This is a genomic window from Francisella uliginis (assembly GCF_001895265.1).
GTDB classification, from domain to species: Bacteria; Pseudomonadota; Gammaproteobacteria; order Francisellales; family Francisellaceae; genus Francisella; species Francisella uliginis.
The window spans coordinates 149,441-168,358 of sequence record NZ_CP016796.1; the positions used below are offsets into that span (position 1 = coordinate 149,441).

Here is an 18,918-nt window from a genome sequence, read left to right on the forward strand (position 1 = left end):
AAATACTACTTCAGAGGCATTTTATTTCTAAGTAGGTATTTTCTTTTTAGAATCCGTTTTGTAAATTAACTATTCCAGCCACTAAATTAAACCTAAGATTAGCTTTTTTACCAAAACTTCTATAGGTTTCACCCAGTATACGAAACTTTTTAATTTCTGCAATTTTATGCTCAACATAAATCCTAATCTTACTAAGCCATTTATTATAATTCTTCTGCTCTATACTTAAAGAACCTCCTTTGGGCTTTTTATAGGGGAGTTTTACTTTAGTAGATTCATTTTGAATACCTTGGTAGCCATTGTCACAATATTTATCAACATCACGAGCTAATTTATCTGATTTTCTGCGAACAGTTATATCATGAACACTGCCTGGATAAACCTTCGAAACATTAACTATTTGACCTGCTTCACTGATAGCTATTTCTACTTTCTGTGTATGGCTTTTTTTCTTCCCTGAATAGTTAGCCTTTCTTCGTTTTAATTTCTTAGGTCTCTGGATTGGCTGTTCTGTTGCATCTATTAAAAGTCTTTCTACTTTTTGATTAGTCATGCTTCTATCTTTTTTTATATGTATTTCTTTAACTAGTAGTAACTCTACTCGTCTAATTAGGCGATTTACATTTGATTCATCTAATCCTATCAAGTAGCCTAAAAATTCTTGTGTCATATAGCAACGATAATATATTAAAACTAACAATAATCTATCTGCATGATTATCAACTTTTGGCTTTCTGCCAATCCTTGGAAATCCTTCATCTAAGGATTTTGAGGCATCGGTTAAGATTTTATTGAAATGTTTTAGTTTTAAACCTGTTAGTTTTCTAAATATTCTGGCTTTCTTTGACAATATTGCGTAGCTTATTTGCATTTTTATGGATCTCTTAAGCAATCTTTCTATATATATGGTGAATAATTAGTATTTCGCAAGAGGTCTAATAATAATAGGTTTATTGTCAATTACTTTAATATCAATGCCATACAGTCCATTACCTATGGTTTTTGCAGCTTTGAGTGCTATTTTAATAATAGTTTTATCAACTTGATGAATAGCAAATGCTTCAGATTTACCATGCTGTGTCGATTTTTTGTTATGGTTAGTTATTTGCCAATGATTTTTTGCCATATAGTATTTACAGGCATATATTGGTTTATTATTTAGTATTCCTATGCGCCAATCAAAATCAGTATAATAATATTTTTGGGCAATTATTATTGAAGATTGCTCAAACATATCGCTAAGGATTTGCTCTAAATCTTCAATAGAGTTAGCTTTTTTAACACCCTTTGAGAATGAACCATCAGGAATTTTTAGTACGATAGGTAAACCAAGTTCTTTAATTAATTCTTGAGGTGATAAGTCATCATTTTTAAAGATAAGTTTTCCTTTTGGTATAGGAATCTTATTTTTAGTCATTAAGTTATGTAAATAAACTTTATTTGTACAACAAGTTATTGATTTTGTATCATCAATAACTACTAAATTATTATCCTCAGCTTTTTTAGCAAAACTATAGCTATAGTGGTTGATAGAAGTTGTAGTTCTAATAAAAAGTCCATCATATTCAAGTAGCCTCATATAATCATCTTTTGTTATTAAGTCCGTATATATACCTAGGCTATTAGCAGCTTGTTGGAAGTTTTTTAGTGCTTTACTATCACTAGGAGGAAGGGTTTCATTAGAATCATGTAGTATTGCTAGATCATAGTGATAACTTTTTTTATTTTTCCGCTTACGCCAAACTTTACTACTAAAATTATTTAGAGCATTTGCAAAAATTGTCTGTTCGTTATCACTAAGTTGACTAATCTTACCAATAGTTATGCTTTTTATTTTCCAAATAGTGTTTTGCTTTTCTAGTACTGTTTCTAGTATTGGTGTTGGATATGATTCAAATATCTTTTTAGCTAATTTCTCAAATCCATTTATATTAGATACTCCAAAGAAAATTTTTATATTAATATATTCATTCTTAAGAGTATTAATAAACTTAAGATCTTTATTAATTAAGTTAGATAATAAAGTTTCTTCAAAGTGACTAATACTATTTAATGTTTCAACTGTTGGTATGATAGTGTCTTTATTTGAATGTGCTAGTAGACAAGCATAGTATCCTTGTTCTAGATAACCCATTTGCTCAGATAAGTTGATAATATAATTTGGCTTTATACTAATACCTTGTAGATATTGATGAGTTGTTTCTAAGTTTGAGTAAGGATAGTATGGCGACCATACATCTTTATTATCAGTGATTATCTTTAAGGGTTTCATATATAACATCTTGTTATAACTAAGGCGAATGTATTATCTACCTTTTTTAATAAATGACAAGACTTTTTTATAACAAACGAAAATACAAATATAACGATACTTAATATTTATATTATAAAAAATCTTTTTTGTCTAATTTTGAACATAAAAAGACATGATCTTTATTGATATAATAACCAAAACATTATTTTAGCTCTAAATTAATTTATTTTTTGTATTTATTTGCTTTTTTGATTATATATATTATAATAATAAAATCATAATAATAAATATGTTTTAGTTTTACAAAAACAAAAATAAGTAAAGGGGAGAGGTAATGAGAGGTAAATATGAAATAGGAAGCATCTTAAATGGTGTTGTTAAGCAGAATCATTCAACTAGTGCTAAGGAATTAATAAATTTAGCTTTAATATGTAATTACTGTAAAAAGCAACATATTAATTTAGAAGACGTATTTATTAGCTTAAATGGGAAAAGTTTTCAAACCAAAACTCATAAGACAAATATTGTCGGTGAAATGATACTAGGAGTAAATTCTTATATATAGGTTTTATTGGTGTATTATTAGGATATGCTAGTGTATATTATATGTGATCTAGGTAAATATTTATGATGCTGTTTAGGTAATGTTCATAAATGTAGAAAAGAAGTAAAAAGTTAGTTTTAGTTATCTTGTTAGTATTAAGTTTGTTAATGTAATATTATTCTAAGTAGTAATATTTTTTATCTCTTGTGATGCTAATTAGAAAAAATTGTTTACTTATTATACTTTTGTTTATAAGTATTTCTTCTTGCGATTCGTATCAAAATATTGAAAAATTTAAATATAATCAAGAGGTATCATTATCAGGTGTAGTTAGTACTATTCCAAAGCAAAAAGATGATAAGTTAGAATTTGTTTTTCATACGTTTAAATATGGAGATGTTTTACTCAAAGCAGATAAGAGTTATCGGCATTATCTAATACCTGCTAATGAACTTACCTTATTGGCGAAAATCTATAAACCACATGAATATGATAATACAAATGCTTTTAATTATTCACAATATTTAGAGCATAATTATATTGTTGCACTAGGAAATATTAAGAATGGCTCTAGGATAAAATATAGTGGTACATCAATATTATCTCTGCCAGAAAGATTTAGATACTATATCTATAATCATCTACAGAGTCAGCTGAATGAAAATAAACTAAAGCCTTTTGTATTAGCATTACTTATTGGTGATAAGGATTTCACAGAATCAGAACAAAATCTATTAGTTCGCTCAGGAACCTCTCATTTGATGGTAATTTCGGGCTTACATATAGGTTTATTAGCATTTATAGCATTTTTGGTTTTTAGAGGTATATGGTCTCTTTCGCCAAAATTGTGTCGTAAGTTACCAGCACAATATATAGGTGTTACATCTTCTGTGATAGTAGCTTTTAGCTATAGTCTGCTTGCTGGGTTTAGCTTACCTACTCAACGAGCTGTTATTATGCTATTAGTAGTAGTTGTTTTATGGCTTGTTAAAAAAAGAATCTCAATAGTTAGATCTCTTTTTATTGCATTTATCGTTATATTGTTATTAGATTTTAAATCTATCTATAGTATTAGCTTATGGCTTAGTTTTTCCGCTGTAACTATATTGGTTATTATTTCGGTATTGCTACAACAGTATAAATCAAAATTAGCTCTTTTTCTTTTGCCACAAGTTTATTTAACAATATTTTTAATTCCTATCTCAGTCTATTATTTTGATAGCTTCTCCGTAGTTTCCATTTTGGCAAATATTGTTGCTATTCCTTTAGTGAGTTTCGTGATATTACCGTTATTATTATTTTGTTTGGTTATTTCTTTCATTGGCCTAAAACTTTGGTTTATACCTATGGCTTTTTTAAAGTTGCTATACATATATCTAGAGTTTTTAACTAAGCATATTCCGCTTGTAGAGTATTGGAGTTATTTTTCACTAACTAGCCTAATAATTGTGCTTGTCGGTATTATTTTATTGATTTTTCCTTTTTCTAAGTCGGTTAGATTGCTTGGATTAGTAATGTGTCTAGTCTTTTTTCAGTCATCTACAGATTTATCAAAGAAATATGAATATTTTAAGTTACATGTTTTTGATACTAAAGATGAGATGGTTTTGGCTCAAAATAATGGCCAGAATATTTTATATACGTCAGTTAAGAATTTAGGTAATGAGTATATTTTATCCAATATCTTGGCTAGCTATCTAAAGCTTGAGGGGATTGATAAAGTTGATTATTTAATTGTTGTTGGTAGTCAAAAGAGTTTTAATTTAAAAAATATTAATCAGATTATCCCCATAGAAAAAACTATTTCAAATAATGAAAATAATAACTTAGGTTTAATAAAATGCAGTTATAAGAATAACTTATTGCTTAACAACTTAGAGATTAAGTTTTTATCAAATCAAAATACTTGTTTAGTTGATATAAAGTATTTAAATCGGGAGTTTTTGTTATTTGATAATACAAGCTTAAACTCTCAAGAAAAAATTTTTAACTTATATAATAGGATAGTTTCACCAGATATTATAATTACACCAACAAGGCTATATTCAAAGTTTACTAATAATCGACTTGATTATATTATTTATATATCAAATAGGGTAGGAGAATTATATCGGTTCAATGATTTAAAACATAAAATTTTTGATACATATACAAATGGAGCTATAACAATTAAAGTTGATCATAATGATAAATTAAGTGTTACTTCTCAACTTAAAAAATATTAATAATTGAAGTTACGCACTAAACATAAATTTGAGCATAAAGACTATTATATGCAAGGTAGGTTTTTATTAGCATAGCAGTAACTACGGTAAGTTAATAAGTTGACGGACTTTAAAGATTAATGATTATTAATAAACATATTTAGCTAAGATCTTTTAAAAAAAAGTTTATAAGTGGTACTATAAATACCAAAGGATAATTTTTTAAAATATTATGATTAAAATTCTAAAGTATACATATTATGCTTTGTTCTCGACGACTTGTTTTTTATCAAGTGCAGTAGTTACTGTTATTCCTGTATTTTTCTTTTCACTGATTAAATTACTTGTGCCTGTAAAAGGTATACGATACTTTTGTACCTCAGCAGTTGAGTATTGTGTAAGTGTCTGGGTTAGTTATGCTATTTTGATCACAAAGTTATTTTCTCCAACAGAAATTGAGTTTGAACAAAATGCTAATTTAGATAGAAATAGCTCTTATTTAATTATATGTAATCACAAAAGCTGGCTTGATACTTTTATATTGATGTTAGCTTTTCATAAAAAGATAGCTTTTCCTAAGTTTTTTATGAAAGTTCAGGTATTTTTTATTCCTGTTCTAGGTTTAATTGCTTGGGCTCTTGAATTTCCGGCAATGAAAAGATATTCAAAAGAGTATTTGGCCGCAAATCCGGAGAAGAAAGGAGAAGACCTTAATAAAACCTTTAAATATTGTAAAGGATTATCTTTAAGACCTACTACAATTGTTAACTTCGTTGAAGGAACTAGATTTTCACTTGAGAAGGTAAAGAATAGTAATTATAAAAATTTACTCAATCCTAAGGCTGGAGGTATAGCTGTAATACTAAAAAGCTTATCAGATAGAATGGTTGGAATATTAAATACGACTATTGTCTATGATGATCCTGAGCAAACTTTATGGGATTTTATGGTTAGAAAGACAAAGAGAATAAAGGTGAAAGTAGATTTTATACCAATTTCAGAAGTTCCATTAGGAGACTATTTTAATAATGAAAAGGATAAAAAAAGTTTCCAAAATTGGTTAAATGATATCTGGCAGAAGAATGATGAATATATTTCTCAACAACAGCTAGAGATTCAAGCTAGCTCTTAATAACTTTACAGATATATAAAAAGTACGATATTGTACAAAATAAATCGCTATCTTCATATAGCTTATTAATTTCCTTGTTAAGAAAATCATACTCTTCGCTATTAATATTGTTGTTTTCATAATTTGCGCATATAACTCCAGTATAGAACGTATATGCTAAATCTTGAGGCAAGATAACCACTCTAGTATCTATTTCAAAATTAAGCCCTAAGTTTTTGATGTATTGGGGGAGTTGTCTTCCTATCCAGCCATTACGAATATTTTTATCACAGTCGTAATTAATGATTCTTCTTACTAGTTGCTTATTAGCAATATTAATTGTGTTTGTTTCCCAATCAGGCTCAATTAAGCATATATAACCATTGTTTTTGGTAACTCTTTTAAGCTCTTTTAAAGCCTGCATAGGGTCTTCTAAATATAAAAGTACTCTTTCTGCACGTGAGTAATCAAAAGAGTTATCATCAAAGTCTAAGTCATGTATATCCATTTGCTGAAAATCTAAGTTTATAAGATTTTCATTCATGGCTTTGAGATTGGCATTTTCTAAAAAGTCGCTACTTAAGTCAACAGCTCTACAAGTGCTGTTAGGAAATTCAAGAGCTATTTTAATTGACTCAAATCCAGGACCACATCCAGCATCTAGAATAGTAGTTTTATCAAAAGTTTTAATTTTATCTCGTGCTATTTGTTTAAGTTCTTGAATTTGTTTAGTAGAGTTAAATTTCTCTAAAGCATTAATAAATGTTTGAGATTGTTTAGATGCATCAATATTTTCAAATTTTTTAGCATTAAAAGATGACATAATTAGATTAGTGATTTAGCCAAGCTAATTGAATAAATAAGAATAAAGCTGAATATATACCCATGAAAATAAATGGCATATATATTTCTAATATTCTGATAGGTTTAAATGATCCTTTCTCTTCAGCAATATGTTCTTCTGTTAGCCATACTCTTGAAGGTAGGCGTCTCTCTAGAGAAGGAACGATACTATTTTTGATTTGTATATGATGTCTAAAGAATCTAATAATTTTCCACCAAGCATAACAAAATACTAATCCAGCAAAGTATGGGATAGAGATTAATATGGCGGAAGGAGGATTCTCAACGTTTATATTATTACTAATAGCTAGAGCAACAATACCAACTAATATTAGGTTGAAAACCAAGAAGAAAAGATTAATAACGATTCTTCTATAACCAGTTCTATCTGTTAACTCAACATAAATTCTATACTGCTCGATTAAAAGAGCATTATACTGCTCATTAGATAAATTGTTTTCATCTTCATTGCTCCACAACTTATCTTGAACTTCTTTGCGACTTATCTTTTCCATTTTTTTCCTTTAACTTCTACTCAAGTAGTTTAACAAAGTAATGCTATTACATTTTTAGTAATTTATCAAATTATAAATTACCAGCCACTATCTTAATCTTTGGTTTGTAATTATATCAATAATTCTAGATGGTTGCGATGCTTTTGCTTGAGTTTTTAAGACATAAATATCTGGAAATGTCTTGGTTATATTTTCAGCATTGTTAATAAAGTTATGACCAGAAATATTTGCACTTGTCGATATGATAGCATCATTAATATTTGAACATATCTGGCTAATTATAACTGTGTTTACTAGGCGTATGGCAATAGTTGGCTTGCCACCTGTTAACCATTGAATACTATCTTTACCGGGGACAATCCATGTCGTGGGAGTATTTTGTTTTGTAGATATTTTTTCAATCTGATTTGTAGTTAGTTGTGCTATATCAACATATCTTAGTAGATGTTTATAATTATGAGATATTATAATAAAGCCTTTACTAGAGTCTCTTTTTTTAAGATTTATAACTTTCTTAACAGCATCTTTAGATAACTTGCAGCTAAGACCATATACGGTATCAGTTGGTATACTAACAACTTTGTTATTTCTAAGTTCAGTATTAATAACTTGTATATTATCAGTAAGCATATTTTTTTGAGTAAAATATTTTTGTGAGAGTAATTTTAGTTGATTTTAGAAATAAAAAAACCTATAAGCTAAAAATAACTTATAGGTTAAGTAGATTTAATATTTAGTAGTTGTAGATTCTTACTTCTTGCTTAGTTGTTCTTTGATAAGATCACCAAGAGTAGTAGGAGTCATTTGCTCTACTTTGTAGTTAGATTTGCCAGCTGCAGTGTTATCTTCATCAACAGCTTTAATAGAAAGAGCTATACTTCTCTTCTTAGCATCGATATTGATAATTCTAGCTTCTACTTCTTGACCTTCGCTTAATTCATCACGAACATCTTTTGTATGATCAACAGATACTTCAGCAATTCTGATGAAACCATCAATATTGTTGTCTTCATCAAGCATAACAACAGCACCATTTTCTTGTACTTTAGCTACTGTACCTTTCACTAAAGAACCTTTCGGATGAATGTTGATGAAGTTCTTGAATGGATCTTCAGAAAGTTGCTTCATGCTAAGAGCAATTCTTTCAAGATCAGTGTTAACAGAAACTAATACTGCTTCTACTTCATCACCTTTCTTAAGCTCTTTGATAGCTTTAGCAGGGTTATCCCAAGCAACATCTGAGATATGCACAAGACCATCTATGCCACCTTCAAGACCGATAAATACACCAAACTCAGTGATTGATCTGATTTTACCAGTAACTTTATCACCTGTTTTGTAGTTTTTATCAAACTCGCTCCAAGGATTAGGTCTACATTGCTTGATACCTAAAGATATTCTATGCTTGTCAGCATCTAGCTCAAGTACGATAACTTCAACTTCTTGACCAATTGATACAGCTTTATGAGGGTTAACGTTTTTGTTAGTCCAATCCATTTCTGAAGTATGAACTAGACCTTCGATACCTTCTTTAAGCTTAACAAAACAACCGTAATCAGTAATGTTAGTTACAGTACCCATTAGCTTAGCACCTACAGGAAGCTCATTAGCAATATTTAACCAAGGATCTTCACCAAGTTGCTTGATACCTAGAGATATTCTTTGCTTCTCTTTGTCAAACTTGATTACTTTAACATCGATTTCTTGACCTATAGATAGTACATCTGTAGGGTGGCTGATTCTGCTCCAAGAAATATCTGTAATGTGTAATAGACCATCAACACCACCAAGATCAATAAACGCACCGAAGTCTGTGATGTTTTTAACGATACCTTTAAGTACAGTACCTTCAGAGATTTTCTCTAGCATAGCATCTCTATCACCAGAGTTGTTCTCTTCGATAACAGCTTTTCTAGAAACAACGATGTTATTTCTCTTAGTATCTATCTTAACAACTTTTAACTCGATGTCTTTGTCTTCTAAGTGTGCTACATCTTTGATAGGTCTTGTATCAACTAATGAACCAGGTAAGAAAGCTCTAAGGCCTTCTACATCCATAGTATAACCACCACGTACGTGATTAGTGATTTTACCAAGAACAGTTTCATTGTTTTCGAAAGCGTTTTCGATTCTGTCCCAAAGCTCAATTTTCTTAGCTTTGTCTCTTGATAATCTAGTTTCACCGCAGCTGTTATCTAAAGCCTCTAGAACAACGTTGATTTTATCACCAACAGCTACTTCTAGTTCACCATCGCTATTTTTTAAAGAAGCTACAGGGATGAAAGATTCTGATTTAAGACCAGCATCAATCATTGCAAATTCTTTATCTAGACTAACAACAGTTGCTTCGATGATTTTACCTATTCTCATCTCTGTTTGTTTTAGAGATTGTTCAAATAGTTCTTTGAAATTTTCTGACATTTTATTTATTTCCATTTCCAGTGTGGTTGGTTTAACATAGTTTGCAAGCACCCACTGGCTTTATTAAAAAGCGCTGGCAAACAATTTTGTAATGTGTAATATTATCTAAGAGATATCTTTTGTTCAAGGAAAATATAAATTTATTTTATGTCAAATGACTATGAAAAACATGTTTTTTTTATGCAAAAGGCTTATGAGCAGGCACTTTTAGCTTATGATGCCAATGAGGTACCCATTGGAGCGGTAGTTGTTGATCAAAATGATCAAATATTAGCTCAAGCATATAATCAAACTATTGCATTAAATGATCCTACAGCTCATGCAGAGATATTAGCTCTAAGAAAAGCTGCTGAACAGCTGAATAATTATAGATTAGTTAATACAAAATTGTATGTTACTTTAGAGCCATGTATAATGTGTTTTGGTGCTTTGGTTCAGGCAAGAGTTTCTGAATTGATTTATGCTTGTGATGATATTCGTGTTGGTGTTACATCAATACAGCAGCTTCACCAGGCTAAAAGTTTTAACCATAAATTTCAAATAATTAATGGTGTGATGAATCAGCAATGTGGAGAACTTTTAAGAAAGTTTTTCAAAGAAAGAAGAAAATGAATTTATGAGCAAAGAAAAAATAGTTGTTTTATATGGTGGAGATTCTCCTGAAAGAGAAGTGTCTTTGAGTTCTGGAAAAGCTGTGCTGGATTCATTAGTGCGTCAAGGTTATGATGCTGTGGGTTTAGATGCTAGCTCGAAAGAATTAGTATCAAAACTTCTAGAATTGAATCCTGATAAGTGCTTTATTGCTTTACATGGTGAAGACGGTGAGAATGGTAGAGTTTCAGCTTTATTGGAGATGTTGGGGATTAAGCACACTAGCTCAGGAATGAGATCTTCGGTTATTACAATGGATAAAATGATTTCTAAAGAGATCTGGATGCATCATCGTATGCCAACGCCAATGGCAAAAGTTCTTACTAAGAAACTTGTTAGTGAAGATGAAATAAGTTTTCCTGTAGCTGTTAAGCCAAGTAATGGTGGTTCAAGCATAGCTACGTTCAAGGTTAAAGCCATTGATGAGTTGAAACCAGCTTATGACGAGGCTTCTAAGTATGGCGAGGTAATGGTTGAACAGTGGATTACGGGTAAAGAAATAACGGTAGCTGTAGTTAATGATCAGGTTTTCTCATCTATATGGATTGAGCCGTCAAATGAGTTTTATGATTATGAGTCAAAGTATAGTGGTAAGTCAATATATCACTGCCCTAGCGGTTTATGCCAAGAAAAAGAGCTTGAGGTGCGCCAGTTAGCTAAAAAAGCGTATGATTTACTAGATTGTAAAGGGCATGCAAGAGTTGATTTTATTTATGATCAGGGCGAATTTTATATTATGGAAATAAACTCTTCTCCAGGTATGACAGCAAATAGTCTTTCACCAAAATCTGCAGCGGTAGAGGGTATCAATTTCGATGAATTTGTTAAATTAATAATAGAACAAGCAAAATGATTAGTGCTGTACGCAAGCTTCTAATATTGAGTTTAATATTATTAGTGTTACTTAGTATTGCAATATACATTGTTAGTAAAACTGATAAAGAAATATCAAGAGTAGATGTTGTTTCTAATGATGGTTTGGTTTATATATCAAAGCAAGATTTAATAAATAAGGTTGATAAGCTAAGCAGTAAAGAATGGTTTGACGTTGATACAGATAGTATTGAAAATTATCTTCATTCAGTTAAGGGCGTTGATTATACTTTGGTAAAAAAAGTTTGGCCATCTACACTTGTTATATATCTATATGATCATAAGCCAGTAGCGTATTGGAATAATAACGAAATTTTATTAGATAATATGGATATAATTACTCCACAAGTTTTTAGCTATGATGGAGAGCTTCCTTATATAGAAAGTAGTGATAAAGATAATAAAGACTATATTTACGAAACCTATCAAGAGCTAAATAGTATTGCCAAACAGAATGGTACAGAGATAATTAAAATATACTATAGCGGTAATCAATTTAGTTTACTGTTTGCAAATGATTTAAAAGTTGTTCTTGGTTCAAAAAAACTAACTTCAAGATTAGAATTATTTTTTAAATCATATAAAAAAGTAAAAGATTACCATTCAACAGAATATTTTGATATGCGTTATAGTGATGGTTTTGCTGTGAAGTATAGGTAGAAAGATATTTATTTCTATTGGTTTTCTATAATTATAAGCTTATAATGTAATGTAAGTGTATATACAAGTAAAAAATATCTGTCTTAAAAATTGGGGCTAGTAAATGAGTTTTGGGAATAATAATTTTTGTGCGGTCGATTTAGGTTCTCACAAAGTAACTGTTGCGATTGGTCAGCTTGCAGAAAACAACAGTATAAAAATACTAGGGGTTAGTCAGAAAAAATCTAAAGGTATAAAACAAGGTTCAGTAATTAATCTTGAGATGGCTATGGAAACATTAAATGCAGCATTAGACGAGGCTAAAAGTATAGCAGGAGTTGATGTTAGAGAAGTAACATTAGGCATAAGTGCTCCAAGCATTGGAGGCTTTAACTCATATGGTCTAGCTGCTGTAGATAATGGTGAAGTCAGTATGGAAGATCTCGCTATGGCAATAAAAACTGCAAAAGCTGTACCAATGTCTGCGGATACTGAAATGCTTCATGTGTTACAAAGAGATTATATTGTTGATGGTCAAGCAGGTGTTACAGAACCAATAGGGATGTTTGCTGTAAGGTTGGAATCTAATGTACATATCATAGTAGCATCTTCGCGTTTATTACAGAATGTTAGAAAATGTGTCTCAAATTGTGGCTATAAGATAAGTAGCCTAGTAGTTGAGCATTTAGCAGCAAGTAGTGCAACTCTTACAGAAAATGAAAAAGAGATGGGAGTTTGTTTAGTTAACCTTGGGGCTGACTCTACAAGTTTCTCAGTATTCTCAGAAGGAGGTATCTGTTATACATCGAGTATTACAACAGGTGGTAGCAGTATTTCTTCAGATATATCAAAAGTATTTAGACTTCCTATAGAGGCTGCAGAAAGCTTAAAATTACAATATGGTTATGCTGCAAGTAAGTATCTTAAAAATCCAGATGAGAAAATAGATATTCCAAATTCTTTAGGTAATGCTAAAAAAAGAATATCATTACAGGATCTATCATTAGTCATAGAAGCTAGAGTCGAGGAAATATTTGAGGCTCTATATAGAGAGTTAGATCAAAATCGCTTACTTGAGGTAATATCATCAGGTATAGTGTTCACTGGTGGTGGAGCAAAGCTAAAAGGTCTTGCTAGATTAGCTGAAGATATGTTTAAGTTACCTGTAAGAGTCGGTGGTCCAATAGAGGTTAGTGGAGCTAATGAGGTGGTACATAACCCTTCTTACTCAACAGTCGTTGGATTACTAAAGTATGCTTCAGAAAATGCTCAAGAAGGTCCTGAACAGGGCGTTGATGAAGATATGATGGAACTTGATGAAGATACAGGCAAGTCTAAGAAAAAGATAATGTCATCTGTAAAAGGGTGGTTTTCGAATAATTTTTAAGATATAAAAAGGTTAGAAAAATAAATCTAAAGTAAAGGAGTATAATATGTTTGATTTTAATGATTCAATGGTATCAAGTGCCATAATTAAAGTTGTCGGTGTTGGTGGTGGTGGCGGTAACGCTGTACAACATATGTGTGAAGATGTCACTGACGTTGAATTTTTTGCCTTAAACACAGATGGTCAAGCATTATCAAAATCAAAAGTTCAAAATGTTCTACAAATTGGTACTAACCTTACTAAAGGTCTAGGCGCTGGTGCAAATCCTGAAGTTGGTAAAAGAGCTGCTACAGAAGATAGAGCCAAAATTGAGCAGTTATTAGAAGGTGCTGATATGGTTTTCATCACTGCTGGTATGGGTGGTGGTACAGGTACTGGTGGTGCTCCCGTTGTTGCAGAAGTTGCAAAAGAAATGGGAATTCTTACAGTTGCTGTAGTTACAAAACCTTTCCCATTTGAAGGCCCTAGAAGAATGAAAGCTGCTGAATATGGTATTGATGAGCTTACTCAGCACGTTGACTCTATAATTACAGTACCTAACGAAAAACTTCTAAGTGTACTTGGCAAAGGTGCATCTCTTTTAGATGCATTTAATGCTGCGAATGATGTATTAGGAAATGCTGTGAAAGGTGTTTCTGAGTTAATTACTAAACCAGGTTTAATCAACGTCGACTTTGCCGATGTTAGAGCTGTAATGACTGATATGGGTCTAGCTATGATGGGTATGGGTCAAGCAACTGGTGAAAATAGAGCGAGAGAAGCTGCAGAAGCTGCTATTTCAAGCCCTCTTTTAGAAGATATCAATTTAGATGGTGCTAAGGGTGTAATCGTAAATATTACAGCTGGTATGGATATGTCTATTGGTGAGTTTGAAGAAGTTGGTGAGGTTATTAGGTCTTTCATTTCTGATGAAGCAATCGTGATAGCTGGAACTGTTATTGATCCAGATATGTCTGATTCTATGAATGTAACAGTTGTTGTTACTGGTATAGAAAAAGTTGCTATGAAAAAAGGCTTTGGTGTAGAGAAGAAACCTGCTCCTAGTCAAGGATCAAGCTTTTCAAGTAATAAACCAAGTACTTCTTTTGCAAGAAAGGAAACTGAGGTTGTAGGATCTAGTGATAGCTCGAAGCCTGATTTGGATTCAGCTGACAAATCAGATATACCAAGTTTTTTAAGAAGAAGATAATTTCTATATAGATTTTTCTTATACTTTAAATAAATCAACAATAGCCTAAAATCTTAGGTTGTTCTATATCAATATAGTTTTTTGAAATATATAATCTAAATATGGATATTTTTATATAGTTAACTTATTATAGAATTGTTGTGCTGAATTTATTTTAGCACCTTATACTAAACATTAATCTTACTAAAGCCCTGAGACTATTCAGGACTAAGAATTATGTTTGAGCAGATTATTTTTTATAGTAGGCTAATTATCATTTATAATTAAAGAGGTTAAGAATGAAGCAAAAAACAATAGCAAATCAGTTTTCTGTAACAGGTATAGGTCTACACTCTGGTGTAGATGTATCCATGACGGTTAAACCTGCTGATGTTAATACAGGAATAGTATTTCGTAGAGCAGATTTAAGCCCGGCTGTTGATATTAAAGTCACTCCTTTTAATATTAAAGAGGCTGTTATGTGCACTCTTTTGACAAAAGAAGGAGATCAAAACTTAGCTGTATCTACAATAGAGCATTTGATGTCAGCACTTGCTATGTTTGAAGTGGATAATGTCCTTGTAGAAGTTAATGCTCCTGAGCTTCCTGTAATGGATGGTAGTTCTTATGAATTTACGCAACTTTTGAAAGAAACTGGAGTGGTAGATCAAATTGCTGATAGAAAAGGAATTAGAATCTTAAAGCCTGTAAGAGTTGAGCATGAAGATAAGTTCGCTGAAGTTTTGCCAAGTGATACTCTTAAATATGAGTTTAAAATACAGTGGGATCACCCAGTAATTGCCGCGACTAATGATCATGTTTTATTTGAGTATAATCTTGATGAATATATTAAAATGGTATCAAAAGCTAGAACATTTGGTTTCTATGAGCAGCTTGCATATTTGCATCAAAATAACCTTGCAAAAGGAGCGTCTTTAGATAATGCTGTAGGTATTAGTAATGAGGGCGTTCTTAATGAGGGTGGTTTACGTTATGATGATGAATTTGTTAGACATAAACTTTTAGATGCTATTGGTGACTTCTATGTTGGTGGTTATATTTTAGGTCATTTTAATTGCTTTAAGTCTGGCCATACTCTTAATAATAAACTTCTACACGCAATCTTTGCTGATAAAAGTGCGTGGGAGTATATTTAACCTTAATGGAAATATGTCATTCTAAGATTTGATCGTAAAATCTATCTGCTAAAAATATTATTTATAAAACTGTTTATAGCTAAAACCATATAAAAGTAGTACGTCATTGTGTCAGGCTTGACCATACAATCTAGCAAATAGCGTGCATGCAAGCTATTTGATCAAGTACTACTTTTCATAGTAGACTAGACTATATATCAGTCTGTCAGAACTATATTCTCATCTTTAATATTTAACTCTAAACTTTCTTTTATTAATTTTACACTTTTGTCATTGTATATTTTTTGTACGGCATTCTCGCGTTTTATTTCTGCAGGAGATTTGTTTGAACTACTTGATATATGAGATGGTAAATTTTTAATATCAAGTCTAAAGCTTGGGTTATTTAAAAATTCACAAATAGCTGATTGTAACTTTGTAATACTTTGTGGGTCAAGCTCTAGAATTTTTTTAGCATCATCATTTAGTTGGATTTCATAAATGTCTCCGTCATTCTTAATCAGGTGGCTATTAAATGCTAGTGTTTTTGTAAAGCCTTTAAGCTTTATCTTATTAAGGGTGTTAAACCAGTGTTTATCAAGTTCGCTATCTTGTTCTTGTATTTGCTGCTTTTCTTTATCTTGTGGAATATTTGTCTCATTAGTTTTAACTAGCTTAGGGGCTGTAGTAGATTTGCTGAATTGTTTTTTAAGATCTGATAGATCTTTATTCTTAGGTTTAACAATGTCGTTAGTATCGGATTGAGAAAAATTATTGTTATTATTTAAGCTTTTTTTTTTGAAAGCTATAAGCCTAAGAATAGCCATTGCTAGTCCAGTTTCAAAGCTTGGCGCTAATGAAAGGTCTCTTTTTGCTGAAATAGTAAGCTGATAAAGTAAGTGGGCTTGTTCAATATCTATTTTCTCAAGAATATTATTTATCAAATCTACACTAATTTGATTTGTAGAGTCTAAACTTTGAGTTATACCATATAGACAGCAGCTAAACCAAATTTCCGCTATTCGATCAAGCACAGCTTCAGCGTTATCTTCAGATAGAGTTAGATTTTTAACCGCGGGCAATATCTTATCCGGAGTATCATTTATAATAGCATTTATTAGTGTATAAATTTCTTCACTATCTACTATACCTAGCATTTGTTTGATTTGTGATTGTTCTAACTTACCACCACAAAAGCTAATTGCTTGATCAAGTAAACTTAATGCATCTCTAAGGCTTCCTTTGGCGTGATATGCTATATAATCAAGAGATTGTTCATCAGCTTCAACATTCTCTTTAGAAAGAACCATCTTTAATTGATCTTTAATATCTGCTTGAGATATATGCTTTAGGTGCAGCTGTATACATCTAGAAAGTATAGTAACAGGGATTTTGTGATAGTCTGTAGTAGCTAAGATAAATTTTACATATTCTGGAGGCTCTTCAAGAGTTTTTAGCAATGCGTTAAAGCTCTGTTTGGACAGCATATGAACTTCATCTATTAGGTAAACTTTATAGCGACCTTGAGATGGCATATATTGGATGTTATCAAGAATCTCTTTTGTCTCTTCGACACCTGTGCGCGATGCAGCATCAATCTCTATTAGATCAATAAAACTGTTATTATTTATAGCAATACAGTTTTCACATTCATTACATGGCTCTGCAGTTACACCTGTTTTACAGTTTAGACATTTTGCTAGTAGCCTACCTAAAGTTGTTTTACCAACCCCTCGCGTACCAGTAAAGAGATAAGCATGGTGGACTTTCTGTGCTTTTAATGCATGAACTAAACTATTTAGAGCATGTTGTTGACCAGCAACTTCTGCAAATGATTGTGGTCTATATTTTCTTGCTAATGCTTGATATGACATTTACAAATTTTTTATTTAAAAATTCTTATACTAAATGATATCAGAGTTAGCGTAAAAGAATAAGCTGTTATTTTAATAACTTTAGTGAGTCTTTATTTGTAATATCAAGTCCAAAAATATAAAATCTATAAACAAAATTTAACTAACATAAAAATTATCAAATGGAATCTATAAACTATAGAGTTTTATTGAAAAATCTAACGGCCCGTATTGAATCTTTACGGGACTATCTTTGACTATGATGTTAGAAAAGAAAAATTAACAGAGGTTCTTATGGAGCTAGAAGATGGCTCTATTTGGGACAATCCTGAGTATGCACAAAACTTAGGTAGACAAAAGGTCGAACTTGAAAATGTTGTACATAATTGTGAGCATATTTCAGAAACATTGGAAACTTTATCAGAGCTTTTAGAACTCGCTGAAGAAGATGAGTCTCTTATGCAAGAAATTGCTAAAGATACTCAAGATGTAACTGCTGAAATAGAAAAACTTGAGTTTCGTCGCATGTTTTCAGGGGAGATGGATGCAAATAATGCTTATCTTGATATTCAGTCAGGCTCAGGTGGTACAGAAGCTCAGGATTGGGCAGAAATGCTAATGCGTATGTATATGCGCTGGGCAGATAGTCATGGTTTTAAGGTGACTGTTGATGATGTATCAGATGGAGATGTTGCAGGTATAAAGGGATGTACTTTAAAAATTGAAGGTGAGTACGCTTATGGTTGGTTGAGAACAGAAACAGGTATTCATAGGCTAGTTAGAAAGTCACCATTTGATTCAAATAGTAAGCGTCATACATCATTTGCATCTGTTTTTATATCTCCAGAGGTTGATGATAATATTGATATAGAAGTTAATCCTGCTGATTTAAGAGTTGATACTTATAGAGCATCAGGGGCAGGTGGTCAGCATGTCAATAAAACTGATTCGGCTGTGAGAATAACGCATATTCCAACAAATATAGTTGTTCAAAGTCAAAGTGACAGATCTCAGCATAAAAATAGAGATAGCGCGATGAAGCAGCTCAAGTCTAAATTATATGAGATGGAGTTGCAAAAGCGCAATGCCGAGAAAAATGCTCTTGAAGATTCAAAATCTGATATTGGTTGGGGAAGTCAAATTCGCTCGTATGTTCTTGATCAATCACGTATTAAAGATTTACGAACAGGAGTTGAAAATACTAATACTCAAGCGGTATTAGATGGTGATTTAGATAAGTTTATTGAGGCAAGCTTAAAAAGTGGGTTATAAATAGGGCATTATGTCATCCTACGGCTTGACCGTAGGATCTATAAGGG

At 31.4% G+C, this 18,918-nt stretch carries 16 protein-coding genes and 1 pseudogene; 10 read left to right on the top strand and 7 right to left on the bottom strand.

The genetic code is table 11. The features are described from left to right. Positions 1-46 precede the first annotated feature (46 nt). Entirely contained in the window at positions 47-871 is an 825-nt protein-coding gene (locus tag F7310_RS00760; RefSeq protein WP_072711046.1) for a transposase family protein, read from the bottom strand. A gap of 66 nt (positions 872-937) precedes the next feature. Continuing rightward, a pseudogene (locus F7310_RS00765) lies at positions 938-2,272 on the bottom strand (RimK family protein); the annotation flags it as partial. A gap of 316 nt (positions 2,273-2,588) precedes the next feature. On the opposite strand from F7310_RS00765, the gene F7310_RS00770 reads away from it, so the two are divergent. The 3 genes from F7310_RS00770 (at position 2,589) to F7310_RS00780 (ending at position 6,134) form a co-directional block, all read left to right on the top strand. After that, positions 2,589-2,819, top strand: coding sequence for a hypothetical protein (locus tag F7310_RS00770; RefSeq protein ID WP_072711175.1), 231 nt, complete (start codon positions 2,589-2,591; stop codon positions 2,817-2,819). Positions 2,820-3,007: 188 nt separating this feature from the next. Further along, positions 3,008-5,023 carry a ComEC/Rec2 family competence protein gene (locus tag F7310_RS00775; protein ID WP_072711176.1) on the top strand — a complete coding sequence of 672 codons (2,016 nt, stop codon included), beginning with the start codon at positions 3,008-3,010 and terminating at the stop codon, positions 5,021-5,023. 211 nt (positions 5,024-5,234) lie between these two features. Beyond that, positions 5,235-6,134, top strand: a complete 900-nt coding sequence (locus F7310_RS00780) for an acyltransferase (protein WP_072711177.1) — start codon at positions 5,235-5,237, stop codon at positions 6,132-6,134. On the opposite strand, the gene F7310_RS00785 is transcribed toward F7310_RS00780, so the two are convergent. The 4 genes from F7310_RS00785 to rpsA form a co-directional block, all read right to left on the bottom strand. Then, entirely contained in the window at positions 6,124-6,936 is an 813-nt protein-coding gene (locus tag F7310_RS00785; RefSeq protein ID WP_072711178.1) for a methyltransferase domain-containing protein, read from the bottom strand. The two genes, F7310_RS00780 and F7310_RS00785, sit on opposite strands and share 11 nt — an antisense overlap. Positions 6,937-6,943: 7 nt before the next feature. Next, positions 6,944-7,471 (bottom strand): intracellular proliferation membrane protein RipA, encoded by a 528-nt coding sequence (locus F7310_RS00790; protein WP_072711179.1) that lies wholly within the window; start codon positions 7,469-7,471, stop codon positions 6,944-6,946. An 87-nt stretch (positions 7,472-7,558) separates the two neighbouring features. Further along, positions 7,559-8,101, bottom strand: coding sequence for an L-threonylcarbamoyladenylate synthase (locus tag F7310_RS00795; RefSeq protein WP_072711180.1), 543 nt, complete (start codon positions 8,099-8,101; stop codon positions 7,559-7,561). 120 nt (positions 8,102-8,221) lie between these two features. Continuing rightward, positions 8,222-9,892, bottom strand: a complete 1,671-nt coding sequence (gene rpsA, locus F7310_RS00800; RefSeq protein WP_072711181.1) for a 30S ribosomal protein S1 — start codon at positions 9,890-9,892, stop codon at positions 8,222-8,224. A gap of 147 nt (positions 9,893-10,039) precedes the next feature. Between rpsA and tadA the strand changes: the two genes are divergently transcribed. The 6 genes from tadA (at position 10,040) to lpxC (ending at position 15,767) form a co-directional block, all read left to right on the top strand. Next, positions 10,040-10,504, top strand: a complete 465-nt coding sequence (gene tadA / locus F7310_RS00805) for a tRNA adenosine(34) deaminase TadA (protein ID WP_072711182.1) — start codon at positions 10,040-10,042, stop codon at positions 10,502-10,504. Between the two features lie 4 nt (positions 10,505-10,508). Further along, on the top strand, positions 10,509-11,396 hold the full coding sequence (locus F7310_RS00810) for a D-alanine--D-alanine ligase (protein ID WP_072711183.1): 888 nt from the start codon (positions 10,509-10,511) through the stop codon (positions 11,394-11,396). Then, the gene (locus F7310_RS00815) at positions 11,393-12,076 is read left to right on the top strand and encodes a cell division protein FtsQ/DivIB (RefSeq protein WP_072711184.1); all 684 of its coding nucleotides are present in this window, start codon (positions 11,393-11,395) and stop codon (positions 12,074-12,076) included. Before F7310_RS00810 ends, F7310_RS00815 begins: the two co-directional genes overlap by 4 nt. A 103-nt stretch (positions 12,077-12,179) precedes the next feature. After that, the gene (gene ftsA, locus F7310_RS00820) at positions 12,180-13,442 is read left to right on the top strand and encodes a cell division protein FtsA (RefSeq protein ID WP_072711185.1); all 1,263 of its coding nucleotides are present in this window, start codon (positions 12,180-12,182) and stop codon (positions 13,440-13,442) included. A gap of 46 nt (positions 13,443-13,488) precedes the next feature. Next, entirely contained in the window at positions 13,489-14,631 is a 1,143-nt protein-coding gene (gene ftsZ / locus F7310_RS00825) for a cell division protein FtsZ (protein ID WP_072711186.1), read from the top strand. Positions 14,632-14,909: 278 nt separating this feature from the next. Next, positions 14,910-15,767, top strand: a complete 858-nt coding sequence (lpxC, locus tag F7310_RS00830) for a UDP-3-O-acyl-N-acetylglucosamine deacetylase (protein WP_072711187.1) — start codon at positions 14,910-14,912, stop codon at positions 15,765-15,767. A 197-nt stretch (positions 15,768-15,964) separates the two neighbouring features. On the opposite strand, the gene dnaX is transcribed toward lpxC, so the two are convergent. Beyond that, the gene (dnaX, locus tag F7310_RS00835; protein ID WP_072711188.1) at positions 15,965-17,620 is read right to left on the bottom strand and encodes a DNA polymerase III subunit gamma/tau; all 1,656 of its coding nucleotides are present in this window, start codon (positions 17,618-17,620) and stop codon (positions 15,965-15,967) included. A gap of 161 nt (positions 17,621-17,781) precedes the next feature. On the opposite strand from dnaX, the gene prfB reads away from it, so the two are divergent. Next, positions 17,782-18,871, top strand: a protein-coding gene (prfB, locus tag F7310_RS00840) for a peptide chain release factor 2 (RefSeq protein WP_202968670.1) whose coding sequence is annotated in 2 segments (ribosomal slippage) — positions 17,782-17,853 and positions 17,855-18,871 — 1,089 coding nt in all. Because the reading frame shifts where the segments join, the coding sequence is not laid out codon by codon here. Positions 18,872-18,918 lie beyond the last annotated feature (47 nt).